Source organism: Psychrobacillus sp. FSL K6-2836 (assembly GCF_038003085.1).
Taxonomy (GTDB): Bacteria; Bacillota; Bacilli; order Bacillales_A; family Planococcaceae; genus Psychrobacillus.
This window is the reverse complement of record NZ_JBBOOM010000001.1, coordinates 1,362,103-1,383,031: the sequence shown is the minus strand read 5'-3', so window position 1 is coordinate 1,383,031 and position 20,929 is coordinate 1,362,103. Positions and strand designations below refer to the sequence as shown.

9 protein-coding genes are annotated in these 20,929 nt (G+C 36.0%); 5 read left to right on the top strand and 4 right to left on the bottom strand.

The annotated features are described in order from the left end of the window. Positions 1-162: 162 nt before the first annotated feature. Together MKY37_RS06300 and MKY37_RS06295 are read right to left on the bottom strand one after the other, a co-directional pair. Positions 163-399, bottom strand: coding sequence for a hypothetical protein (locus MKY37_RS06300; RefSeq protein ID WP_340775000.1), 237 nt, complete (start codon positions 397-399; stop codon positions 163-165). 745 nt (positions 400-1,144) lie between these two features. Then, positions 1,145-2,056 (bottom strand): DDE-type integrase/transposase/recombinase, encoded by a 912-nt coding sequence (locus MKY37_RS06295; protein ID WP_340774997.1) that lies wholly within the window; start codon positions 2,054-2,056, stop codon positions 1,145-1,147. Between the two features lie 220 nt (positions 2,057-2,276). On the opposite strand from MKY37_RS06295, the gene MKY37_RS06290 reads away from it, so the two are divergent. The 3 genes from MKY37_RS06290 to MKY37_RS06280 all read left to right on the top strand — a co-directional run bounded on the left by MKY37_RS06290 (position 2,277) and on the right by MKY37_RS06280 (position 8,673). Beyond that, positions 2,277-2,483, top strand: coding sequence for a hypothetical protein (locus MKY37_RS06290; protein ID WP_340774993.1), 207 nt, complete (start codon positions 2,277-2,279; stop codon positions 2,481-2,483). Between the two features lie 290 nt (positions 2,484-2,773). Continuing rightward, on the top strand, positions 2,774-5,335 hold the full coding sequence (locus MKY37_RS06285; protein WP_340774991.1) for an S-layer homology domain-containing protein: 2,562 nt from the start codon (positions 2,774-2,776) through the stop codon (positions 5,333-5,335). 428 nt (positions 5,336-5,763) lie between these two features. Further along, on the top strand, positions 5,764-8,673 hold the full coding sequence (locus tag MKY37_RS06280; protein ID WP_340774990.1) for an S-layer homology domain-containing protein: 2,910 nt from the start codon (positions 5,764-5,766) through the stop codon (positions 8,671-8,673). 210 nt (positions 8,674-8,883) lie between these two features. On the opposite strand, the gene MKY37_RS06275 is transcribed toward MKY37_RS06280, so the two are convergent. Next, positions 8,884-9,138 (bottom strand): hypothetical protein, encoded by a 255-nt coding sequence (locus tag MKY37_RS06275; protein ID WP_340774988.1) that lies wholly within the window; start codon positions 9,136-9,138, stop codon positions 8,884-8,886. A gap of 256 nt (positions 9,139-9,394) precedes the next feature. Beyond that, positions 9,395-10,102, bottom strand: coding sequence for a class I SAM-dependent methyltransferase (locus MKY37_RS06270; protein WP_340774987.1), 708 nt, complete (start codon positions 10,100-10,102; stop codon positions 9,395-9,397). 1,066 nt (positions 10,103-11,168) lie between these two features. Here MKY37_RS06270 and MKY37_RS06265 point away from each other — a divergent pair. Together MKY37_RS06265 and MKY37_RS06260 are read left to right on the top strand one after the other, a co-directional pair. After that, positions 11,169-16,175 (top strand): choice-of-anchor I family protein, encoded by a 5,007-nt coding sequence (locus MKY37_RS06265; RefSeq protein WP_340774984.1) that lies wholly within the window; start codon positions 11,169-11,171, stop codon positions 16,173-16,175. A gap of 93 nt (positions 16,176-16,268) precedes the next feature. After that, positions 16,269-20,714 (top strand): endonuclease, encoded by a 4,446-nt coding sequence (locus MKY37_RS06260; protein ID WP_340774981.1) that lies wholly within the window; start codon positions 16,269-16,271, stop codon positions 20,712-20,714. Positions 20,715-20,929 lie beyond the last annotated feature (215 nt).

Here is a 20,929-nt window from a genome sequence, read left to right as displayed (position 1 = left end):
AAAGTTCTACAGGGCAGTATTAGAGTTCATTTAAAGATTAGGGTATATCACGACTAAGTTTTTATAACAGCATTACCATTTAATAGAGTTATTGAGAGCAACTTAAAGGTTACAGTATTTTTGATTTCTTCGAAACAGAAAAAAAAGTGAAATTGATCGTTATTATATAAAAATTTGTTCGTTACCTTTTAATTTATTTTCTATTCCCTCATTATATTCAACCCATTTCTCTTTTTCTCGCTCCACTGCTCGATTTTGCCACTCAAACCAAACGTATGAACATTCACTACAATGACTCTCTACCCCACTATTATTGTGTAAATCTCTACGTATAAATAAAGTCTTTTTGCGACAGCAGTAGCAATAAATGATTTTATCCTCACTCTTTTTTATTATCATATTAATAATCGACCTCCAATATAGACTATTTATTGTCTATTACTTGGTTATTTATTCTTTAGTTATTAAAATAAATCAACAAAGTTATCATCGAATCCTTGCTCTTATGCTAGAGTAGGGGTTTTTCTATTCTGCCTTATGAGTTAGATTATCATTTTTAAAAATGATTAAAAAACAATAAGTTGTGAAGACTGATTAACAAATTAATTTAAGAATAAAAGAAAGGTTGGTGCCGCCATGTCTCCACCAAAGAAAATTCCACATTCTCTTACAACATGTCTAAATAATCAGGAGTATACACATCCAATACAGAATGGTGTATCAGAACAAGATGGGGTGAAAATTTGAATCATAAAATACAAGAAGACTTCTTAAATGACCTGTCCCCTTCAAAAAGTAAACCCACGAAAAAAAATTGATTAAATCAACCAAATTTGTAGTGTGATTTCTTTTTTATTGTCAGCTGTATGTTTATTCTAGACAGGATGAAGTGGATACATACGGTGGAATGGAAAAAGTGGAAAAAGAAAGGCATGACAAAAAAGCCTTTCTCTCAAGGGTTTTAAAAATTCTTTGTGAGATGTTAAGCTACTTTTTTGTATGTATGATAAAGACCGTTTAACACAGGTGTTGCTTCTAATTTTGTTTCCGCAGCTTTTGTTGGAAGATACACAGGGGAAGGAATTGGTGTTTTCCCTTCTAATCCTTGATGTGTTCGGCTGGTGTTGTAATAGTCTTTAATATATTAATGAAGTATTTTATGCAAGTGTAATTGGTTTAGTGGGATGATATGATCTAATAATTCGCGTTTGATTGTTCCAATTACTCTTTCTGCATACGCATTTTGCCAAGGTGAGCGATATGCTGTTCTCTTAGTGGTGATTCTCGATGATGATAGAAATCGCTGAAAAGCCTTTGAACGAAAAATAGGATCATTATCATGAATGAGATATTTAGGTGCTTCACCAAATGGCGTTGTATTTCTGAACTGTTGAATCGTCCACTCTGCAGTAGGGTTATATGTAACTCCGAAAGAAATAATTTTTCGAGTTCGATGGTCAATAATTACTAACACATAAAGTATATTGCAAGTTAAAGTTGGAATCGTAAAGAAATCTGTTGCCCAAGTAACTGACTGATGATTTTTAAGGAATGTCTTCCATGATTGAATTTGTTTTTCTGTAGGTGGTTTTCTTGTACTCGGAATATATTTAGCAATTGTATTTGGTGCAGGAGTTTTTTCTATTCCTAGTTGTTGTAGTTTTTCATGTATTTTCTCAGGTGATAACAATTGATTATCATGATGGACTTGTTTTATGAGCTTAATCGTTTCTGGAGATATTTTCGGTCGTCCTGGTTTACTTGATTTACGTCTCCAGTGTAGTTTGAAAGCCGTTCGATGCCATTTTATGACTGTTTCAGGTTTGACAAGAATCAAGTGAGATTCCCAGTTTACCAAATAATTAGAAAGTATAGCCCAAAGCTGTCTAAAAGCTGGAGTTGTTGCCGGTTTGGGCAGCTGTTGTTTTTCGAAACGTTGTTGATACCGTGCTAATTGACTTCTGAGAACAATATTTTCAAGTTTAATATCTTTGGAAGATTTAAAGAAAAGCGAAAGAAAAGGCATGAGATAGCTCATCCATTCTTTAAAAAACACATATAGAGAACGAATAATCGACAAAATAAATCACTACTAAATAAAGAATAGTAATTATTCATTCTAAATGAGATGATAGAAAGCTTCAATTTAGTTTGTTTAATTAAAATATGAACAGCAGATAGGCTTTTAGTAAGCTTATCTGCTGTTCATATTTAGTTTAATTGATATTAGAAGAATGGATATTTTCTAGCAAGAAATAAAAGAATTCTAAACAACAATGGAAGGATCAGTGGCAAGAAAGTTCCTACATCGACCTCCAAACCTGCAGAAAAATATAGCAGCAGAAGTTATTACAGTAATGGATGACCAATTTCTACCAATTAAACCTCAATTAATGGAAACAAAAGGAGTTAGTGAATCCGCAACCTTTGATGTACAAGAAGCCTACTTCCGAAGGCTAAAGAACCTCTCAGATATTGATTAAACCAGGCTTAAACGAAGTTTTGAAAAATTCTCAATCTGCTTAATAGACATGAAAGATCCTGCATCAATTAGGTGCTGGATCTTTCTTTTATGTGGTGGGTATACCAATCATTGCTATTAGACTTAATAAAATACTAGATTTATACTAACTTAGTAGTCTCCAAAAGATTTATTGGAGGATGTAAATATACGAAGAGACAGCAACATTTCGTTATTTCTACATTTGCAGGAGCGATTTTTGCTAAAGTATGGTTTACAAATTTTTATTTACCTATTAGGAGGAAATTATTCATGGCTAACCAATCATCGAAATACAGTAAATTTTTAGCTGGTGCAGCTTCAGCTGCTCTAGTAGCAACAGCAATCGTACCAACTGCTTTAGCAGCAGAGGTAGAAACAGCAGCAAAAGAATTCTCAGACGTAGCTCCAACACACACACACTACGGTGCAATTATGCAAGCTGTAGAACGTGGATTATTCAATGGTTACACAGATGGTACTTTCAAACCTGAAAACACTATCGACCGTAAAGGTGTAGTTAAATCTCTTGCTAACTATGTAGTTTCACAATCTGAGTATAAAACTTTTGAAGCGTATGTTGCTGCTAACAAGTTAGCTGAAACTGTAGCGCCATTCAATGATGTTCCTGCAACTCATGGTGACAAAGAATTATTTAACGCTTCTTTAATCGTTAAAGATTCTGGAATCTTCAGAGGTAGTAACAACAACTTAATGCCTGCAAACAACATTACTCGTCAACAAATGGCGCAAGTACTTGTTAATGGATTTGATCTAAAAGATCTTGCTGACGTAGAGTCAACAGTTACAGACAACGAAAATGCACAAGCACAATATGTAAACTACATTAACATCTTATCTGAAAACGGTGTAACTGCAGTTACTTCTTTCAATCCTACTGGAGACGTTAAACGTGGACAAATGGCTTCATTCTTAAACCGTTCATTTGATGTTGCTCATCCAGAAGAAGTTATCTCAACTCCAGAAGTAGTTTCTGTTAGTGCGGTTAACGCTAAAGAATTAGTTGTTACATTCAACCAAGCTGTTGATGCAACTGATGCTGCTATTAAAACGAAATATGCTGTTGAAGGCGAAGTTATCTCTAACGCAGTAGTTTCAGAAGATGGTAAGACTGTAACTTTAACAACTGCTGATGAGTTAAAAGTATCAAATGCTAAAGTTACTGTTTCACCAATCAAAACAAAAGAAGATGCTACTGTACTAACTTCAGAGTTCAACAAATTGCTAACATTTGCAGATACAACTCCTGTTGATGTTAAATCTGTTGAAGCAAAAGGAACTACAGCAGTTATCACTTTTGATGAGCCTGTACAAAACGAAGGAACTGTAAGCTTGGATGGTGTTCAACTTGCATCTACTCAATATACTTTAGCTGGTAAAACACTAACAATTACAGGTTTAACTGCTGAAAAGTCTTATAAAGTAGATGTTGTTGGAGCAACTGACTTCGCTAACAATATCTCTAACCCTATCGCTGTTAACTTCACAGTAGCTAAGCCAGTAGTTGATAATTCAAACCCAACTGTATCTACTACAGTTAACGGTACTGAAATCACTTTTGATTTCTCAGAAGAATTGTCTAAACAAAATCTTGATGGGACTTTAGGTCGTAATGAGTATGCAAAAGTAACTGTAGGAACTACTGATTTCTACTTGACTGATGCTAATATTAAAGATGCTACTGATAAAACTAAATTCACTGTAGATGCAGTATCTGTATTAGGTGCAGCGAAATTTATTAATACAAAAGTTAAAGTAGAAGGACAAAAAGACCTAGCTGGTAATGCTGGAGATGCATTTGAATTCGATGCTACTTTAGCTAAAGATTCAACTCCTGCTGTTCTTTCATCTACTTCAACAAAAATGTTAGTTGCAGATGATTCAACTGTTACTACAGATGTAGATGCTTTATACCTTACTTTCAATGAACCTGTAAATGTTAAAGGTGATTTAACTCTTAATACTAAAAATGGTATTGTCTACACAACTGGAAATGTAATAGCTGTAGATGAAGTTGCTGGAACTGATGTTGATGGTAACGGTAAAATTGAAGGTTCTGAGTTAAATACTGTTAAAGTTTCTCTTGATTTAGATAGCAATTCAACATACTCTTTCGAATTGGCTGCTGGATCGGTAGCAGACTTGTCTGGAAATGTGAATGCAGATACTATTACGTTTGATGTTGCTTCAGGTACTTTCCAAATTACACCTGGAACAGTTACTGCTTCATTAGTATTAGGCAATACACCAGTTGTAGTAGATGCTACTAACAATAGAGTATTCACTGTTGAGTATGCTGCGGATGTTACTTCTTCAGCAACAACAGTAGCTAACTACACTCTTGGAGGAAAAGTATTACCTGCTGGAACTCAACTACAGTTTGTAAATGGAACTAAAAAAGTAAGATTCACATTACCAGAAGGTTCTATCACTGCTAATGGTAGCTATGTACTTGAAGCTAAGAATGTTGTAGATACTAAAGGTAACACTCTTAAAGACGGTAAAGCTACAACTCCAGTTGTACTAAAAGAAAGCGTTGCTCCAGTAGCTTCTAAAGTAACTGTAGTAGATAGCAAAACATTTACTGTTGATTTCTCTGAAGCAATTGCTGACCAAGCTACTGTTACTGGTTTAACAGTTAAGATTGCTGGTGCTTCTGTAGTTCCTACTTCAGTAGTAGCAGCTAATGGCAAGCTAACTGTTAAGACAACTAATGACTTTGCTCTAACTGATAGCATTGATGTTGAGTTTAAATCAACTAACCTATTAGATGCTAATAATAACAAAGTTAAAGACGTTACTATTTCTAAATAATATTATTTTGAGTGCGACGTGCTAAAACAATTCAGACAATTCTATTCTACTGAGTGGAATAATTGAATAAGAAAATGCCTTGTGGAGAGAAATCTCTGCAGGGCTTTTCTTTTGCCTTAATCCGTATAATAACTTTTTCAAACCAACCCTGTGTTAGAAACAGTTCTCTTGGATGTGTAATAGAAAGTCTTGCAGAGTTAAACTCTGTGAGGCTTTTTATTTGTTTATAGATTTTTTCTATAGTATCAAGTTCTTTACCACAACATTACAAAAATTTCATTAACCTTAAATAATGCATAATAACACTATTAAACGTTTATTTCTTATAGCGAAGGAAATAGTACAGGTAGTGTAAAATATGAAAATTTCTATTACACTACTTAAAACTACTTTAGAATCTAGCATCTAAGATGAGGAGGAAATTATACATGGCTAACAAACCTAAAAAATACCGTAAGTTTTCAGCAGGTGCAGCTACAGCTACACTAGTAGCAACAGCAATTGTACCAACTGCTTTAGGAGCAGAAGTAAAAACTGCAGCAACAGATTTTTCGGATGTAGCTTCAACTCACACACACTATGCTGCAATTATGCAAGCTGTAGAACGTGGACTATTTGACGGCTACAAAGATGGTACTTTTAAACCTGAAAACTCTATTGATCGTAAAGGTGTAGTAAAATCTCTTGCGAAATATGTAGTTGCTCAATCTGACTATAAAACTTTCGAGGAGTATATTACTGCTAACAAATTAGCAGATAAAGTAACTCCTTTTAAAGATGTTCCTGCGACCCATGGAGACAAAGAATTATATAATGCTTCTTTAATCGTTAAAGATTCTGGAATTTTCAGAGGTAGCAATAACAACTTGATGCCTTCTAACAACATTACTCGTCAACAAATGGCACAAGTACTTGTGAACGGGTTTAGTTTAAAGGATCTTACTGGAGTTGAGTCGAAGGTTACAGACAATGCTAAAGCACAGGCACAATATGTGAAATACATCAATATCTTATCTGAAAATGGTGTAACAGAAGTTTCTGCGTTCAATCCAACTGGAGACGTTAAACGTGGACAAATGGCGTCATTCTTAAACCGTTCATTTGATGTTGCCCATCCAGTAGTTGAGAACCCAACTCCTGAAGTAGTTTCCGTAAATGCAGATAACTTAAAACAGTTCTCTATTACTTTTAATACAAAAGTAGATAAAGCATCTGCTGAAGATATTGCAAATTATTCATTAGTTGATGAAACATCTGGGGCTACTGCAGATTTAAAAAACGGTTCTGTGGAGCTACAAGCTGACGGGAAAACTGTATTTGTAACACTTGGAACGGAAGCTCGTCAACAAGACGAAGTGAGGGTTACTGTAGAAGACGTAGTAAATGAAAAAAATGTGGCTAACAAAAAATACGAAGGAAATGTTACATTCTTTGATAGAGCAGCACCAACAGTTGAAATGCTTCGTACAGTTGGTCCACGTTCAGTAGAGATTAACTTCTCTGAGCCATTAGCAGTTGCACCAACTGTTAAATTAGATAATGGATCTATCTCTACAGCTGTTACCATTGATCCTGCCAATCGCTCTAGAGCAGTAGTTGAATTTGGTATAGCTCCTACAACAGGTGAACACTCACTTGAAATAGAAGGTGGTCAAGACTACGCTTCATATAAAGTAGCTAAAACTACTAAAGACTTTAACTATGCTGTTGATACAACAGTACCAACAGTGACAATTGATAAAGCAGCACCAGACCGCGTTACATTAAAATTCTCTAAACCGGTTAAAGTGACAAACGCTGGTAATGTTTCGCTCTATCATACTGTTAATAATAGTGCTAGTTATGTAGGGACAGGTCTTACTGCCGTAAATCCAGTTAATGGTTTTGCTAGTACATTTACAGTGAATTTTGCAACTCCACTTCCAGAGGGTGCTTCGAAGTTATTCTTAAACACAAAAGAAAATGCCTTTGAAGATGCTTGGGGTAATGACGTTGCATCAACGGAATTATCAGCTAATATAGTTTTAGATAAAACTGCCCCTTCTGTTACAAAAGTAGATGCTTCAACTGACAAGAAATTTGTTATTACTTTCTCGGAAGAAGTAACTAAAGCAACAGCTGAATTAGCAGCAAATTATGCTTTAACGGATTCGGCTGGGAAAACTATATCACTTACTGGCGCTAATTTCGTTTACGACAATGCGAAAAAGACTGTAACTGTTACTTTGCCTACAAGCTTAAAACCAGGTTCTTACGCATTAGTAGTTAAAAATGTAGAAGATGTATCTTATGAAAAAAATAAATTAACTTCACAAACTATTGACGTTGCTATACCTGATTCAACAGCATGGGGTGTTCAAAGTGCAGTTAAAAGTGGAAATAATATCCGATTAACATTTAACGAAGCTATGAGCGCAGATGGATTAACAAATCTTTCTAATTATAGTTTGCGAAATAAGGACGTAATGGAGGATTACCCGGCTGGTACAACAATCGTTGTTATTAATAATTCAACCATTGAGATTCGGTTACCTGCTGGCAATACAGTTATCAATAATATCGATGGAGTACGTGTAAGTGGATCACTCAAAGATGCTGCAGGCAATGTATATAGCAATACCGATTTCATTTTAGCACCGGTTACTGCTGATTCTCTAGCCGAAACATCTCTTGTCGAAGGTTCTGCTATGACAGCTTCAAATAAAACTGTTAAGTTCCAATTAAACCAAGAACTACAAGGTTCATTGAATCCATCTATGTTTACTATAGCTGATCCAACACCTGAAGGAACATTTACATTTGGTGGAGCTTCCTATGAAAATAGCAATGGAAAAGCAACTGTAACTTTAACACTTGCAGCTAACAGTACAACATCTTCCTTTGCACCAAACCAACAATTAAAAGTTGTAGCTACAGCTGGTGCTTTAACGAATACATTTGGAACTCCAAACTCACCAATCACCATCCCAGTTAAAGATGGGATTGCTCCAAGTGTGGAGAAAGGTACTGACGGAAAATTATTAATAGCTAACAATACAGCAACTGGTGATGTTTCTGATTTCACTATTGATTTTGATGAAGCCTTGTCAGCATCTACTGCTCTATGGGCTAGTGATTTAGTTATTACAGATGCTGCAGGTAACAGATTGAAAGCTGGAGATCATTACACAGTAACCGCATCTGCAAACGATGATACCGCCACTGTTGCTTTGGTAAATAAATACGCAACTTACACTGGTGCTTTATCCGTTGCTACTGTAAAAACTCCAGAATATATCCGTGACGCAGCAGGTAATACTGCTAACGCATTTACTGCAACAAGTGTATCGATAGAATAATTTTCAAGTATTACATTCGAAAAAAATTCTGAGAATTATATTTTGTAGAGTCATTTGATTAAATAAATAATAGAAGGCCTTGTGGAAATAGATTTCTGCAAGGCTATTCTTTTCGTATATTATTGTGAGAGAGGGGGGTCTGTTAGTTGAAAATGTTAGAGGATACTTATAGAGTAGTAAATTAATTTGAAAAAGAAAATAGGATATATTTTACCAAAAAAATGCTGAAGCTAGAGCGATTCCAGCGATTGCACCTAGGGCGATTCCAAATCCAAATCCGGATTCTCCAAATCCGCCAAAAAATCCTAAGCCATAACCACCAAGGTTTTCCTCAGGTCGAATCCAGACCATATTTCTGCTAACTCTAGTAATTTCCCCTACGTGAACCCTACCATCATTACAAGTAATTCTCACTCGTTGACCATGAAACCTACAACATTGATTATATAAATCAGATTGATTCATTTTCTTCCTCCTTTCAAGACTACTTACAAACGTGTCTTTTTTAACATATGCAGTTAATAATATCGTGTAAGAGACAACCGTCTAGAGAATGAAAGTTGAAGATAATTTTAAGTTTTATAAAACTGGTAAGAATTCATAGCTTCATATGATATAAGATAATGAGAGGAAGAGGAGCAGTCAGTAAGAGGTTCTTTTTTATTATTTGAGATATATACCTCCGCTAAAGTGACATTTTTGTAGCAGTATTAACATTTCCCTACGATTTGCTACATTTAAATGCACGATAGCCGATGAAATCCTGGTTTTGAAGTATAAATTTGTTATGCTCCTCCCATAGCTCAAAGAGGTCCATATTAATGTTCTTCGATGGATTTATGTCATTAATTTCACTTTGAATAAGCGCAGGTGGAGTACTTATCATTTCAACTTGAGTTAATCCTGCTTGATGTAACCGCAATATCCATTCTTCTTTATCTAATATTTCATTGATGCCGTATAGACTACATGCTTTTTTTTGTTTTTCTTCTGAAAGATGCTGTTCAGCAGTCATTTCAATCATGATCAATTTCCCATCACTTTTTAAAACTCTAGAAAGTTCCTTTAACGTCCTTGAAATATCAGTAAAAATTATAACAGACTCGGCTATTATTAAGTCGAATGAATCATCTACAAAATCCAATTTTTGTACGTCACCTACCATTACCTTGACTGGTGACTCTATTTTTTCAAATCGTTGCCTAGCTTTTTCTACCATAATTGGATGATTATCAATCGCAGTCACTTGACAATTAATTCTTTCGGCTAAGAAAGCTGCAGTCTGCCCTGTCCCACAGCCTATTTCTAATACAGATTCATTTGGTTGAATGTTTTCAGCTTCCAATATAGATTTGGTTAGACTAAACCCTCCAGGATGTGCACCCCCAATTCCAAAATAAGCCAATAAATCTAAATAAGCATTAGACAATGAATTTCCCTCCTATTATTAATATAGCTATAGTATGCTAATTGCAGTTTTCATGACTTTTCTTGGTTGGACGAAACTTGGCATTCAAATAGCCACAATCACTTTCAACCTAGGAACTGCTTAAACAATAACTAAACCGCTTTTCACCAGCACTCCGCACAGAAAAATCCTTGTACAACAAACTAGATTTCTTCACCAATCTAAACGAAATAATATCACCCGGATAGCAGATTTGTTTTTATCCTTCCTTCACTTGATACTTCTTCATATAAATCGCCCAAATTAAATAAGCTACTAACTCTATAATGGAATTAAGTTGGATATTACTATTTCAAAATAAAGATATATAATTGAGGTATCAGTTGAAACGGATCAAAGATATTCTCTTTTTTAATTATTTCATTCCATTCGACAGACTCGAATTGTCTATTAGAACTTGGTAACCTAAACTAATACAATACAACTAAACAATATAGATACATAATTCTCCATTTACATTGCAACAACATCACAAAAAATACATTATTCTTACATAATATACAATTCCGTTATATAAGTTTACTTCTCCTAGGAAAGGTAATAATAAGAATAGTACACGGTACTATCACCATCGAATATAAAGAAAAGCGTAGAACCTATTACCCGCATTAGCGGTAAGATCAGTCGCACTTACTGATACAACTTTAGTAGCTGTTCAGGAGCTACTACTTTATGAGCTGCATCATATGGACGATCCAACGATTGTCTCAATAATTTAGTCCAGACATTTAAGTAAATGTCTGGACTTTTTTATATGTTTACAATTTAAAACTTTATAATTTTTACAATAATTTAGTAATCTACTAAAGCTAAAACTATTCATAGAAGAGACTCTCGTAAGCTGCAAAGTGAAGGACGGGGCGGCTTTTTCGTTAATTGTTCCTATGAATTTTAGGCGAATTCATTTAATTTTGCATTAGTTTTTATAGGAGTAAAGTATTAACAATCACTTAACATTAAACTAATTTTAGAATGGTAATCTTTATTTAGGGATTAATCTGAGCCCATGACTAGAGGAGGTCAGTAAATGAAGAAACATGCTAGTTCATATCAAAAATTATTCGGAGCAACATTAGCTACGGTGGTGGTAGCTGGAACGACTACAACAGCTGTACCAGTAATTACACAAGCCGATGAGGTGGGAGTTCCTTCCTTTTCGGATGTAAAGAATATTGAAAGTCATCATTTCTACGAGAGTGTTAGAAGTTTGGCTTCTAGAGGTATTGTAAAAGGATTTGGCGATGGTACTTTTAAACCTTTTCAATCAGTAACTCGGGGACAAATGGCTAGCGCTTTAGCTAAAACACTTGAGATGAATATAAAAAATGTGAAAAACCCAGGATTCAAAGATGTGAAGGTGACGGACGAATATTATGGACCAATTGCAGCACTTGTAGAAGCAGGGATTATCGATGGATATAACGACAAAACGTTTAAGCCGGGTGAACCACTTACACGTGCACAAATGTCTAAAATCATTAGTCTTGGTTTCAAACTAGAAGAAGAAAAGCTTACAAATACTCCATTTACTGATGTGAAAACGGGACACTGGTATACAGATTATGTCCAAGCATTGATCGCAAATAATATTACAACAGGAACTACTCCAACTACATTTGAGCCAAATGCTTACGTTACTAGAGGACAAATGGCTTCGTTTATTGTTCGCAGTGAATCCCCTGTACAAAAGACGGCAAAATTGATTGGAATAACAAATGAGACAGTTGAGTTATCGTCTGGAACATATGCATTGTCAGCGGACTTAAAGAAAATATTGAATGCTTCAAATTCGGCAGCTCTTTTAGGAGCGGCTTTGGAATATACAGTCAAAGAAGGTGTAATCGTTGGAATTGCCTCAATTGAACTTACAGCGGATGGCAATGAAACAAATAATGTAGTACTAGATGGACAAGGGTCTAAATTTGCAGGGACGGTACGTGTTAATGGTGACTATGTTTCATTGAAAAACTTAACGATTGAAGAAGATTTGGAAATAGGGAAAGAAGTAGAAAATAGTTTCAAAGCATTTGACATCAAGGTTTTAGGGAAAACTAATCTTACCGATAAAACCTCCATTAGCCGAGACAATAATGTATTTTCAACAGCTGCTGTAGAAGTGAAAGAACCAAGTTTTGTTTTCACGGACTCTAGCATCCAAACTGTTGAAGTGTCAAAGAGTAATAAAGTAATAATTGAAGTAAAAGGGAATTCAACAGCTCAAGGATTCACTCTTTTATCGAACGTCCATTTAAAGGCCGATAAAGGAATTACATTACCAAAAGTGAACATCAACAAAGGTGCGACGAACGTAACACTTGACGCATCAGTGGACAATCTTTCAGTGAATACGCCTAATGCATTGTCGATTAATGGAACAGCCAATATCAAAAATATCACTGTCGAATCTAAGACAGATCTAAAGCTTCAAACAACCGGAAAAATAGAAAAAGTGATTGTTGCGATTAAAGGTACTGCAATCACATTAGGTGCTGGAACAAAAGTCGATAGCTATGAACTACCAGAAGGAGTATCGGCAAAAGATGTTATTGCGAATTTCGATGAATCCAATAGCGGCGGTACTTCTAGTGGTGGAAACAACTCTGGAGACAATGGCAGCAATAACGGCGGAAACAATGGTGGAGGTAACGGCGGAGGTACAGATGAATACTTCCAACTTTCTTTAATGCATGTAAATGATATACATGCTAATACGGACAAAGCACCAAAACTTGTTACAGCAGTAAAAGAAGTACGAACAGCTAAACCAGATGCATTGTTATTAGATGCAGGGGATGTTTTCTCTGGAACGTTGTATTTTAATGAATTCCTAGGCCAAGCAGATTTAGAATTTATGAATTTGATGAAAGTCGACGCAATGACATTTGGTAACCATGAGTTTGACCTGGGTTCATCTCCTGAAGGTCATCAAGCATTGGTTGATTTCATTAAAGCAGCAGACTTCCTATTTGTATCATCAAACGTAGATTTTACAAAAGATGACAAATTTACAGGGCTGTTCAATACAAAAATTTCAACAAATCCAGAAAAAAGCAATATTTACACTGGGATTGTAAAAGAAGTAAACGGAGAAAAAGTTGGAATCTTTGGTCTAACAACTGCAGAAACGGCAGACATTGCAAGTCCAGGAAAAATTACATTCTCTAATTATATTGAAGATGCAGAGAAAATGGTTGCTGAATTTGAAGCAATGGGTGTTAACAAAATCGTTGCACTTACACATATTGGTTTTGACGATAATGCCGCTATGGACAATGACCAACAACTAGCTGCAAATGTCGAGGGAATTGACGTAATTGTAGGAGGACATAGTCATACTAAATTAGATGTTCCAGTCGTTGTAGACAAAGATGAAAATGGTGTAGCGAAGGATAAAACAATTATTGTACAAGCGTATCAGTATTCAGATTACCTAGGTACTTTAGATGTTGAATTTGACAAAAATGGTGTCGTAATAGGACATGCTGGCAAGCTAATCGAAACTAAAGGTAAAAAAGAAGATGCTGAGGCAGTAGCGCTTTTAAAACCATATAAGGAAAAAATCGAAGCTGTAAATAACAAAGAAATTGGAGTAACACTTGATAAGGCACTAGTAAATCCAAGAACATCTGATGAGGATTATGTACCTGGCACAAGTGTACGTGCGAGTGAAACGATTCTAGGGAACATAATTACGGATGGAATGCTAGCTAAAGCGAAAAAATATAACAACAAGGTGATCATGGCATTTCAAAATGGTGGAGGAATTCGTGCTGGTATTGGAGCCGGTCCAATCACTGTAGGTGAAGTAATTACAGTACTTCCATTTGGTAACACGCTAGCGACTATGGACGTTACGGGTGCAGAACTAAAAGAGGCATTTGAAATTAGTTTCAAAGAGTATCCAAAAGAAAGTGGCGGTTTCCTCCATGTATCTGGTGCGAAAGTAGAATTCGATTCTTCTAAACCTGCAGGAGAACGTGTAGTTTCAATCCATTATAAAAATGAAGATGGTACTGACACTAAAATTGAAGACGCTAAGACATACACAGTAGCAACAAACGCATTCACAGCTAAAGGTGGAGACGGCTATGACGTTCTTAAAAAAGCTTATGAAGAAGGTCGTGTAACAGACCTAGGGCTGTCAGATTGGGAAAACTTAAGTGAACATTTACAATCACTAGAAACTATCCCAACTAAAACTGAAGATCGTATTGTAGACATTGTAGGACAAGTTGTGGAACCAGATCCAATCACTGGATTCTATAACTCGAACCCTGAAAAGTTAGCAGTCTCTCAAATTGCTCGATATGATAGCGGTCAAGGAGAAACTGGAACAGAGATTTTAGCATATGATGCAAACTTGAAAAAAGCTTTCGTAACAAATGGGAAAGTTAAAGGTTTTGATATTGTATCATTCGAAAACTTGAAATCTGGTACATTAACAGGAATTACAGAAACTACAAGAGTTCTGTTATCAAGCTTTAATATTAAAGAGGTAAAGGATATTACTAGTATTGCTTCCCATCCAACTGAGGATTTAATCGCAATTTCTGCGGTAAATGATCCGAAAACAGATAATGGACATATCGTATTTGCTACAAAAGAAGGAAAATATGTGAATCATGTTGAAGTTGGTGCATTACCAGACATGGTAACATTCACTCCTGACGGGACAAAAGCAATTGTGGCAAATGAAGGGGAGCCAAACGATGACTATTCTGTAGATCCAGAAGGCTCCATTTCAATCATTGACTTAGCAACATTTACAGTAGATACACTAGCTTTTACAGAGGGTATGTTAGATGAGCATGTTCGTGTTAGTTCTAAAGGTACAATTTTAGAGCAACTAGAACCAGAATATGTAACTGTTTCTGCAGACAGTAAAACAGCTTATGTTTCATTACAAGAAAATAACGCAGTAGCAACAGTAGACCTTGTAAATAATAAGATTATAGATGTGAAGGGTCTTGGCGTGAAAGATCATTCCGTAGAAGGAAACGAACTAGATGCGCTTAAGGATGGAGTAGTAAAACTAGAGAAACAACCAATACTTTCCTTCTATATGCCAGATGCAATTGATACGTTTACCGTAGCTGATCAGACATATATTGTTACACCGAATGAAGGAGACGCTCGGGACTACGATGCGTACAGTGAAGAGAAAAAGTTATCAAAAATCGGTAAAGAGATTAAATTAAATGAAAAAAATTATGCTGGTTATACACAAGAAGAGCTAAATGATTTTGATTTAACTAAGCTAGTAGATTACAAAGTTACGACTGAAAATGGATTAAGCGCAGATGGAACTGTATACGAAGCGCTTTATGGATACGGTGGACGTAGCTTCTCTATATTTAATGCAGACACAATGGAGCTAGCATTTGATAGTGGAAGTGATTTTGAATCTATCATTGCAAACGACCCAAGATTAAAACAATACTTCAATGTAAGTAACGACAATGTGGATGTAGATGATCGCAGTAACAGTAAAGGTCCAGAACCGGAATCGGTAGTAACTGGTGAAATGAATGGGAAGACTTACGCATTTATCGCTTTAGAACGCATCAGCGGTATTATGGTTTATGATCTTGCTGATCCATCAAACCCAGAGTTTGTGACATTTATTACAAGTCGTGACTTCTCTGAAGATGTTGCAGGAGATGTAGCACCAGAAGGCTTAAGATTTATCCCAGCTTCTGAAAGCCCAACAGGTAACGCATTACTTGCAGCAACACACGAAATGTCAGGAACCGTAGCTGTTTATGAATTTGAAGGAACTGGAATTCCAGTAACACCAGTTGCTGCAGCTGATTTCTCCGATAACACGCATGAAGGTAATATTTCTGTTGACGTTACAGAAGTTACAAATCTTCAGAATGCAACAGTAAACGGTAACCTAATTTTAACAGGTACTAATAGTGGAACATTAACACTCACAAATGTAACTGTTACAGGTGATGTAGACTTCACTGGAGTTGACGGTGACATTAAGATTGAAGGTTTAGATGCAAAAGATGGAAATGTAGTACTATAACAATTTTGCGAAACCTTCTGCACCTGTGGGAGAAGGTTTCGCATTCTAAATAACAAACAAAAAAATCCCTAACTTAAAAGGAGAATTATTTAGATGAGTAAATGGAGTTGGAAAAAGCCGATTAATGCTTTTTTATCCGCTAGTTTAGTAGCAGGTTTAGTACTGCCAGCAATGCCATCAAATGCAGTAGCTGCTATGAATGCACCTGACTTAATTATTTCGGAGTATATTGAGGGTAGCAGCTTTAATAAAGCTATTGAACTTTATAATGGCACTGAAGCTGAAATTGATTTAAGTACTTACACACTAGAACTTTATTCAAATGGAAGTAAAGCAGAAACAGGTACACTGACTGCTACTAATAATTTATCTTTAAAAGGGACATTAGCTAGTGGTGAAACTTATGTTATACATCACAAAGATGCAAATGACGCTATAAAAAGTAAAGGGAATCTTGAAGATTCAAGTGTCATTAATTTTAATGGTAATGATCAAGTTACTCTATTAAAATCTGGATCAGTTATTGATTCAATAGGTCAAGTTGGATCAATAGAAAATGCTCTTGCAGATGTTTCATTAGTTAGAAATCCTAATGTAATAGCTGGTGATACAATTATTGACGATGCTTTTGACTGGTCTTCACAATGGACTGATTTAGGAAAAGATAATTTTACAAATATCGGTTCACACTCAATGGATAGCGGAGATACACCACCTGTAGAAACAAAAGTGAGTGATGTAAAAGCATCTACACCATCTTCAAGTGTTTCAGCCGGAACCGAAATCGAATTATCAACAAACACTGAAGGAGCAACAATTTACTATACAACTGATGGGACAGAACCATCTAGTTCAAGTATAGAATACACAAGCCCAATTATTATTAATGCAGATACAACCATTAAAGCAATTGCGATTAAGGATGGACTAGATAATAGTGATATAACATCACTTACTTATACAATACTTGCTGTCCAGTCAATCTCAGAAGCTCGTGAAGCTCTAAACGAAACAGTTCAAATCGAAGGGATTGTTACAACAGAAGCAGGACCATGGGGAAGTCAAGCATTCTATATGCAAGATGAAACTGCAGGAATGTACATTTACGCAGGTTCAGCTAGTGTTCAACCTGGAGACAAAATCAGTGTAACTGGGAAGGTAATCACCTATTCATCTGAAATAGAAATAGAACCAACGAATATTGAAGTAATTTCTTCAGACAATGAAATTCCAAACGCCCAAGTAGTAACTCCATCAGGTGTCAATGATGATACTCAAGGGGAGCTAGTAGCTTTAGAAAATATAGAAATCACAGATTTATCACAAAAAGATTATGGAACATTTGAATTCCAAGCACTAGCAGAAAATGGAGAAAAGGTTCTTGTTCGCCATGATAACCGCACAGGTGTGGATTACAGTGAATTCATTAAATATTTCAATGAAGGCGATAAAGTAAATTTAACAGGAATAGCAGCAGTTTTTAACAATGTGTTCCAATTTAAAACGTTAGGCCTTAAAAGTTTTGACCTTGTAAACAAGCCTGCCGTTTATGCATCCAAATATGCTGGAACTGTTCCAGTTAATACGCAAATTGAACTTGCATCTGGCTTAGATGGTGCTGAAATCTATTACACTATTGATGGTTCTGAACCAACAACAGCAAGCACGAAATATGTAGGGGCAATCACTCTTACGGAAACGACAACAATTAAAGCAATTGCAGTAACAAATGAAAAGACTAGTGACGCATTTAGCTTTACATACACAATTATTAAAGCAGAAGACGTAACTATCCGTGATATTCAAGGAAATGATCATAGATCACCTTATGTTGGAGCATCCGTGAAGAATATTACAGGTGTTGTAACACATAAAATTGATGGATCAAATTTTGTTATGCAAGACATCGAGAATGCTGACGCAGACATGACTACGTCAGAAGCGATTCAAATAAACAAATCATCTCACGGTGTAACAGTAGGGGATAAAGTAACAGTTGCAGGAACAGTAGAAGAAAATGGTTCCGGTACAAATCTTACAACTACTCGTATTAAAGCAACAACTGTAGCAGCAGATGGAACAGCAGCACTACCTGAACCATTAGTAGTTGGAGTAGATATTAATCCACCTAACAAAATTATTGATAACGATAAACTCACTTCATTCAATCCGTCAGAGGATGGAATTGATTTCTGGGAATCGGTAGAGTTTATGCGAGTTTCATTCCCAAATGCAAAAGTAATCGGAACACCATACAGTGGAGATATCCCAATCGTTGCTGAAAATACAACGAACAACGATTTCAATGTACTTGGTGGATTGAACATTGCAAAAGATGATTATAACCCAGAAAAAGTATTTTTAGATATTAATAATAACAACTATATTACAAACTCTGGTGACTATTTCACTGGCGATATTATCGGAGTAATTTCTTATGGAAATAGCAACTTCAAAGTATTAGCAGTAGAAAGCGAATTACCTGAAATTACTCGTTTAGAGCGAACAAAAGATGTAACAACAATCGAAACAAAAGAAGATCAACTAACAGTAGCTGCATACAATATAGAAAATTTCTCAACAAACACAAACAACACTCCAGATGAAAAAGTAGTGAAAATTGCTAAATCATTTGTGGATAACATGAAATCACCAGATATTATTACATTAGTAGAAGTACAAGATACAGATGGGGAAACAAATTCTGGTAACAGTGATGCTACTGGAAGCTATGAACGTCTTATTGCAGCAATCACTGCAAATGGGGGTCCAACATACAATTGGACAGATGTTGCACCAGTCGATAATACAAACGGCGGAGCACCAGGTGCTAATATCCGTGTAGGATACTTGTACAATCCTAAACGCGTTACTCTAGTAGAAGGAACTAAAGGAGCACCAACAGCAGCAAACTCGTGGGATGAAGAGGGTAGCTTAGTACTTAATCCGGGAGTAATAGAACCTGCTAATTTTACGGATACACGTAAACCAATTGCAGCTGAATTCGAATTTAAAGGAGAGAGAGTTGTCGTTATTGGAGCTCACTTAAATTCAAAAGGTGGAGACGAACCATTATTCGGTAAAAACCAACCTCCATACTTAGGTTCAGAAGCAGAACGTCTTGGACTAGCTACAACAATTAACGAATTTATCCAAGATGGGCTAGCGACAAATCCTAATTTAAACGTTGTCCTAGCTGGTGATATGAATGACTTCGAATTTACACCTGTTATGGATAAACTAAAAGGCGATCAATTAACAAATATGGTAGATTTAGTACCAGCAGAAGACCGTTTTTCTTACTTCTTCCAAGGGAACAACCAAGTACTAGACCATATTTTAGTATCAAACAATCTAGTAAATAACACAGTCGTAGATATGATTCATATCAATGCGAACTTTACGGAAGCACAAGGTCGCGCATCTGACCATGACCCAGTACTAGTACAAATTGATCTAGCAGCTGCAGAAGATGTAGCGTTAAAAACATACAATATTAAAAACCTTAAAACAAAAAAACTAACACTAAGCAAGCCAAGTGTATCTGTAACACTTGATGATCAATCAGTAATTACAGATGGTATTGTATTTACTGGAGCGAAATATGCTGAATTCCGTGGAGCAGGCTTTGCCAACACCACTGTGACATTAAAACCATCTGAAGCGAATGCAATCATCGACTTCAAAGGTACAAATGTCCAAAAAGTAATCATTGATGGCACGAACATAAAAGAGATCCGCGGTGCTGAAAATATTCAAGCAATTGAATACCTCGACGGAGCAAGTGAAAAAACAGTTTCATTCACAAATACAAAAGGGGAACCCATTGTGGTTCCTTCTTTAGACGATGAAGATATAGAACTAGAATCATATTACAAAGATGCATTAGGTAAAGAAGGGAAAGCATTAAAAACAGCATTACATGAAATTATCGATGACCATACGGAACTATCATATAGCCAAGTTTGGGAAGCTCTTCGAGAAACAGATGAGGACCCGGGTAATCCTAACAATGTAATCTTATTCTACTCTGGTCAGTCAAGAAGTAAAACACTTAATGGTGGTAATAATGGTGACTGGAACCGCGAACATACATGGGCAAAATCCCATGGTGATTTCGGAACAAGTAATGGACCAGGTACTGATATTCATCACCTTCGCCCAACTGATGTACAAGTAAATGGGTCTCGAGGGAATTTAGACTTTGATAACGGAGGAAGCAGAGTTATCAATTGTGCTCAATGTAAAGGCGACTCCGATTCATTTGAACCACCAAACTATGTAAAAGGCGACGTTGCAAGAATCCTCTTCTATATGGCAACACGTTATGAAGCGGGGGATAGAGTAGATTTAGAACTAAACGAAAAAGTTAATAATGGAAAAGATCCTTTCCATGGCAAACTATCCGTCCTACTACAATGGCATGAACAAGATCCAGTAGACGAATTCGAAAGAAACCGTAACAACGTCATCCAAGAGTGGCAAGGCAATCGAAACCCATTCATCGACCACCCCGAATTCGCTGAGCTTATTTGGTGAAGTACCATTGTTGCCAACACAAATTGGAAAAATGAAATTTGAAAAGCAACCAATTTTTTCCTTCTTTATGCCAAATGCCCCTTCAAGTTTCTTTAGCGCTAGTCGGGGCTAACATAAGGGGCTTTTCGCATCATTCCTTATCAGCTCGCTTAATAGCTGTTCTTGTGGTCCTTACAAGGTTTTTGGAGAATATTGAAGTTGGAAGTTTTAAAAAG

Coding starts and splice junctions, on each gene's coding strand:
- MKY37_RS06300 (WP_340775000.1), bottom strand. CDS start 399: ATGATAATAAAAAAGAGTGAGGATAAAATCATTTATTGCTACTGCTGT.
- MKY37_RS06290 (WP_340774993.1), top strand. CDS start 2,277: ATGGAAGGATCAGTGGCAAGAAAGTTCCTACATCGACCTCCAAACCTG.
- MKY37_RS06285 (WP_340774991.1), top strand. CDS start 2,774: ATGGCTAACCAATCATCGAAATACAGTAAATTTTTAGCTGGTGCAGCT.
- MKY37_RS06280 (WP_340774990.1), top strand. CDS start 5,764: ATGGCTAACAAACCTAAAAAATACCGTAAGTTTTCAGCAGGTGCAGCT.
- MKY37_RS06275 (WP_340774988.1), bottom strand. CDS start 9,138: ATGAATCAATCTGATTTATATAATCAATGTTGTAGGTTTCATGGTCAA.
- MKY37_RS06265 (WP_340774984.1), top strand. CDS start 11,169: ATGAAGAAACATGCTAGTTCATATCAAAAATTATTCGGAGCAACATTA.
- MKY37_RS06260 (WP_340774981.1), top strand. CDS start 16,269: ATGAGTAAATGGAGTTGGAAAAAGCCGATTAATGCTTTTTTATCCGCT.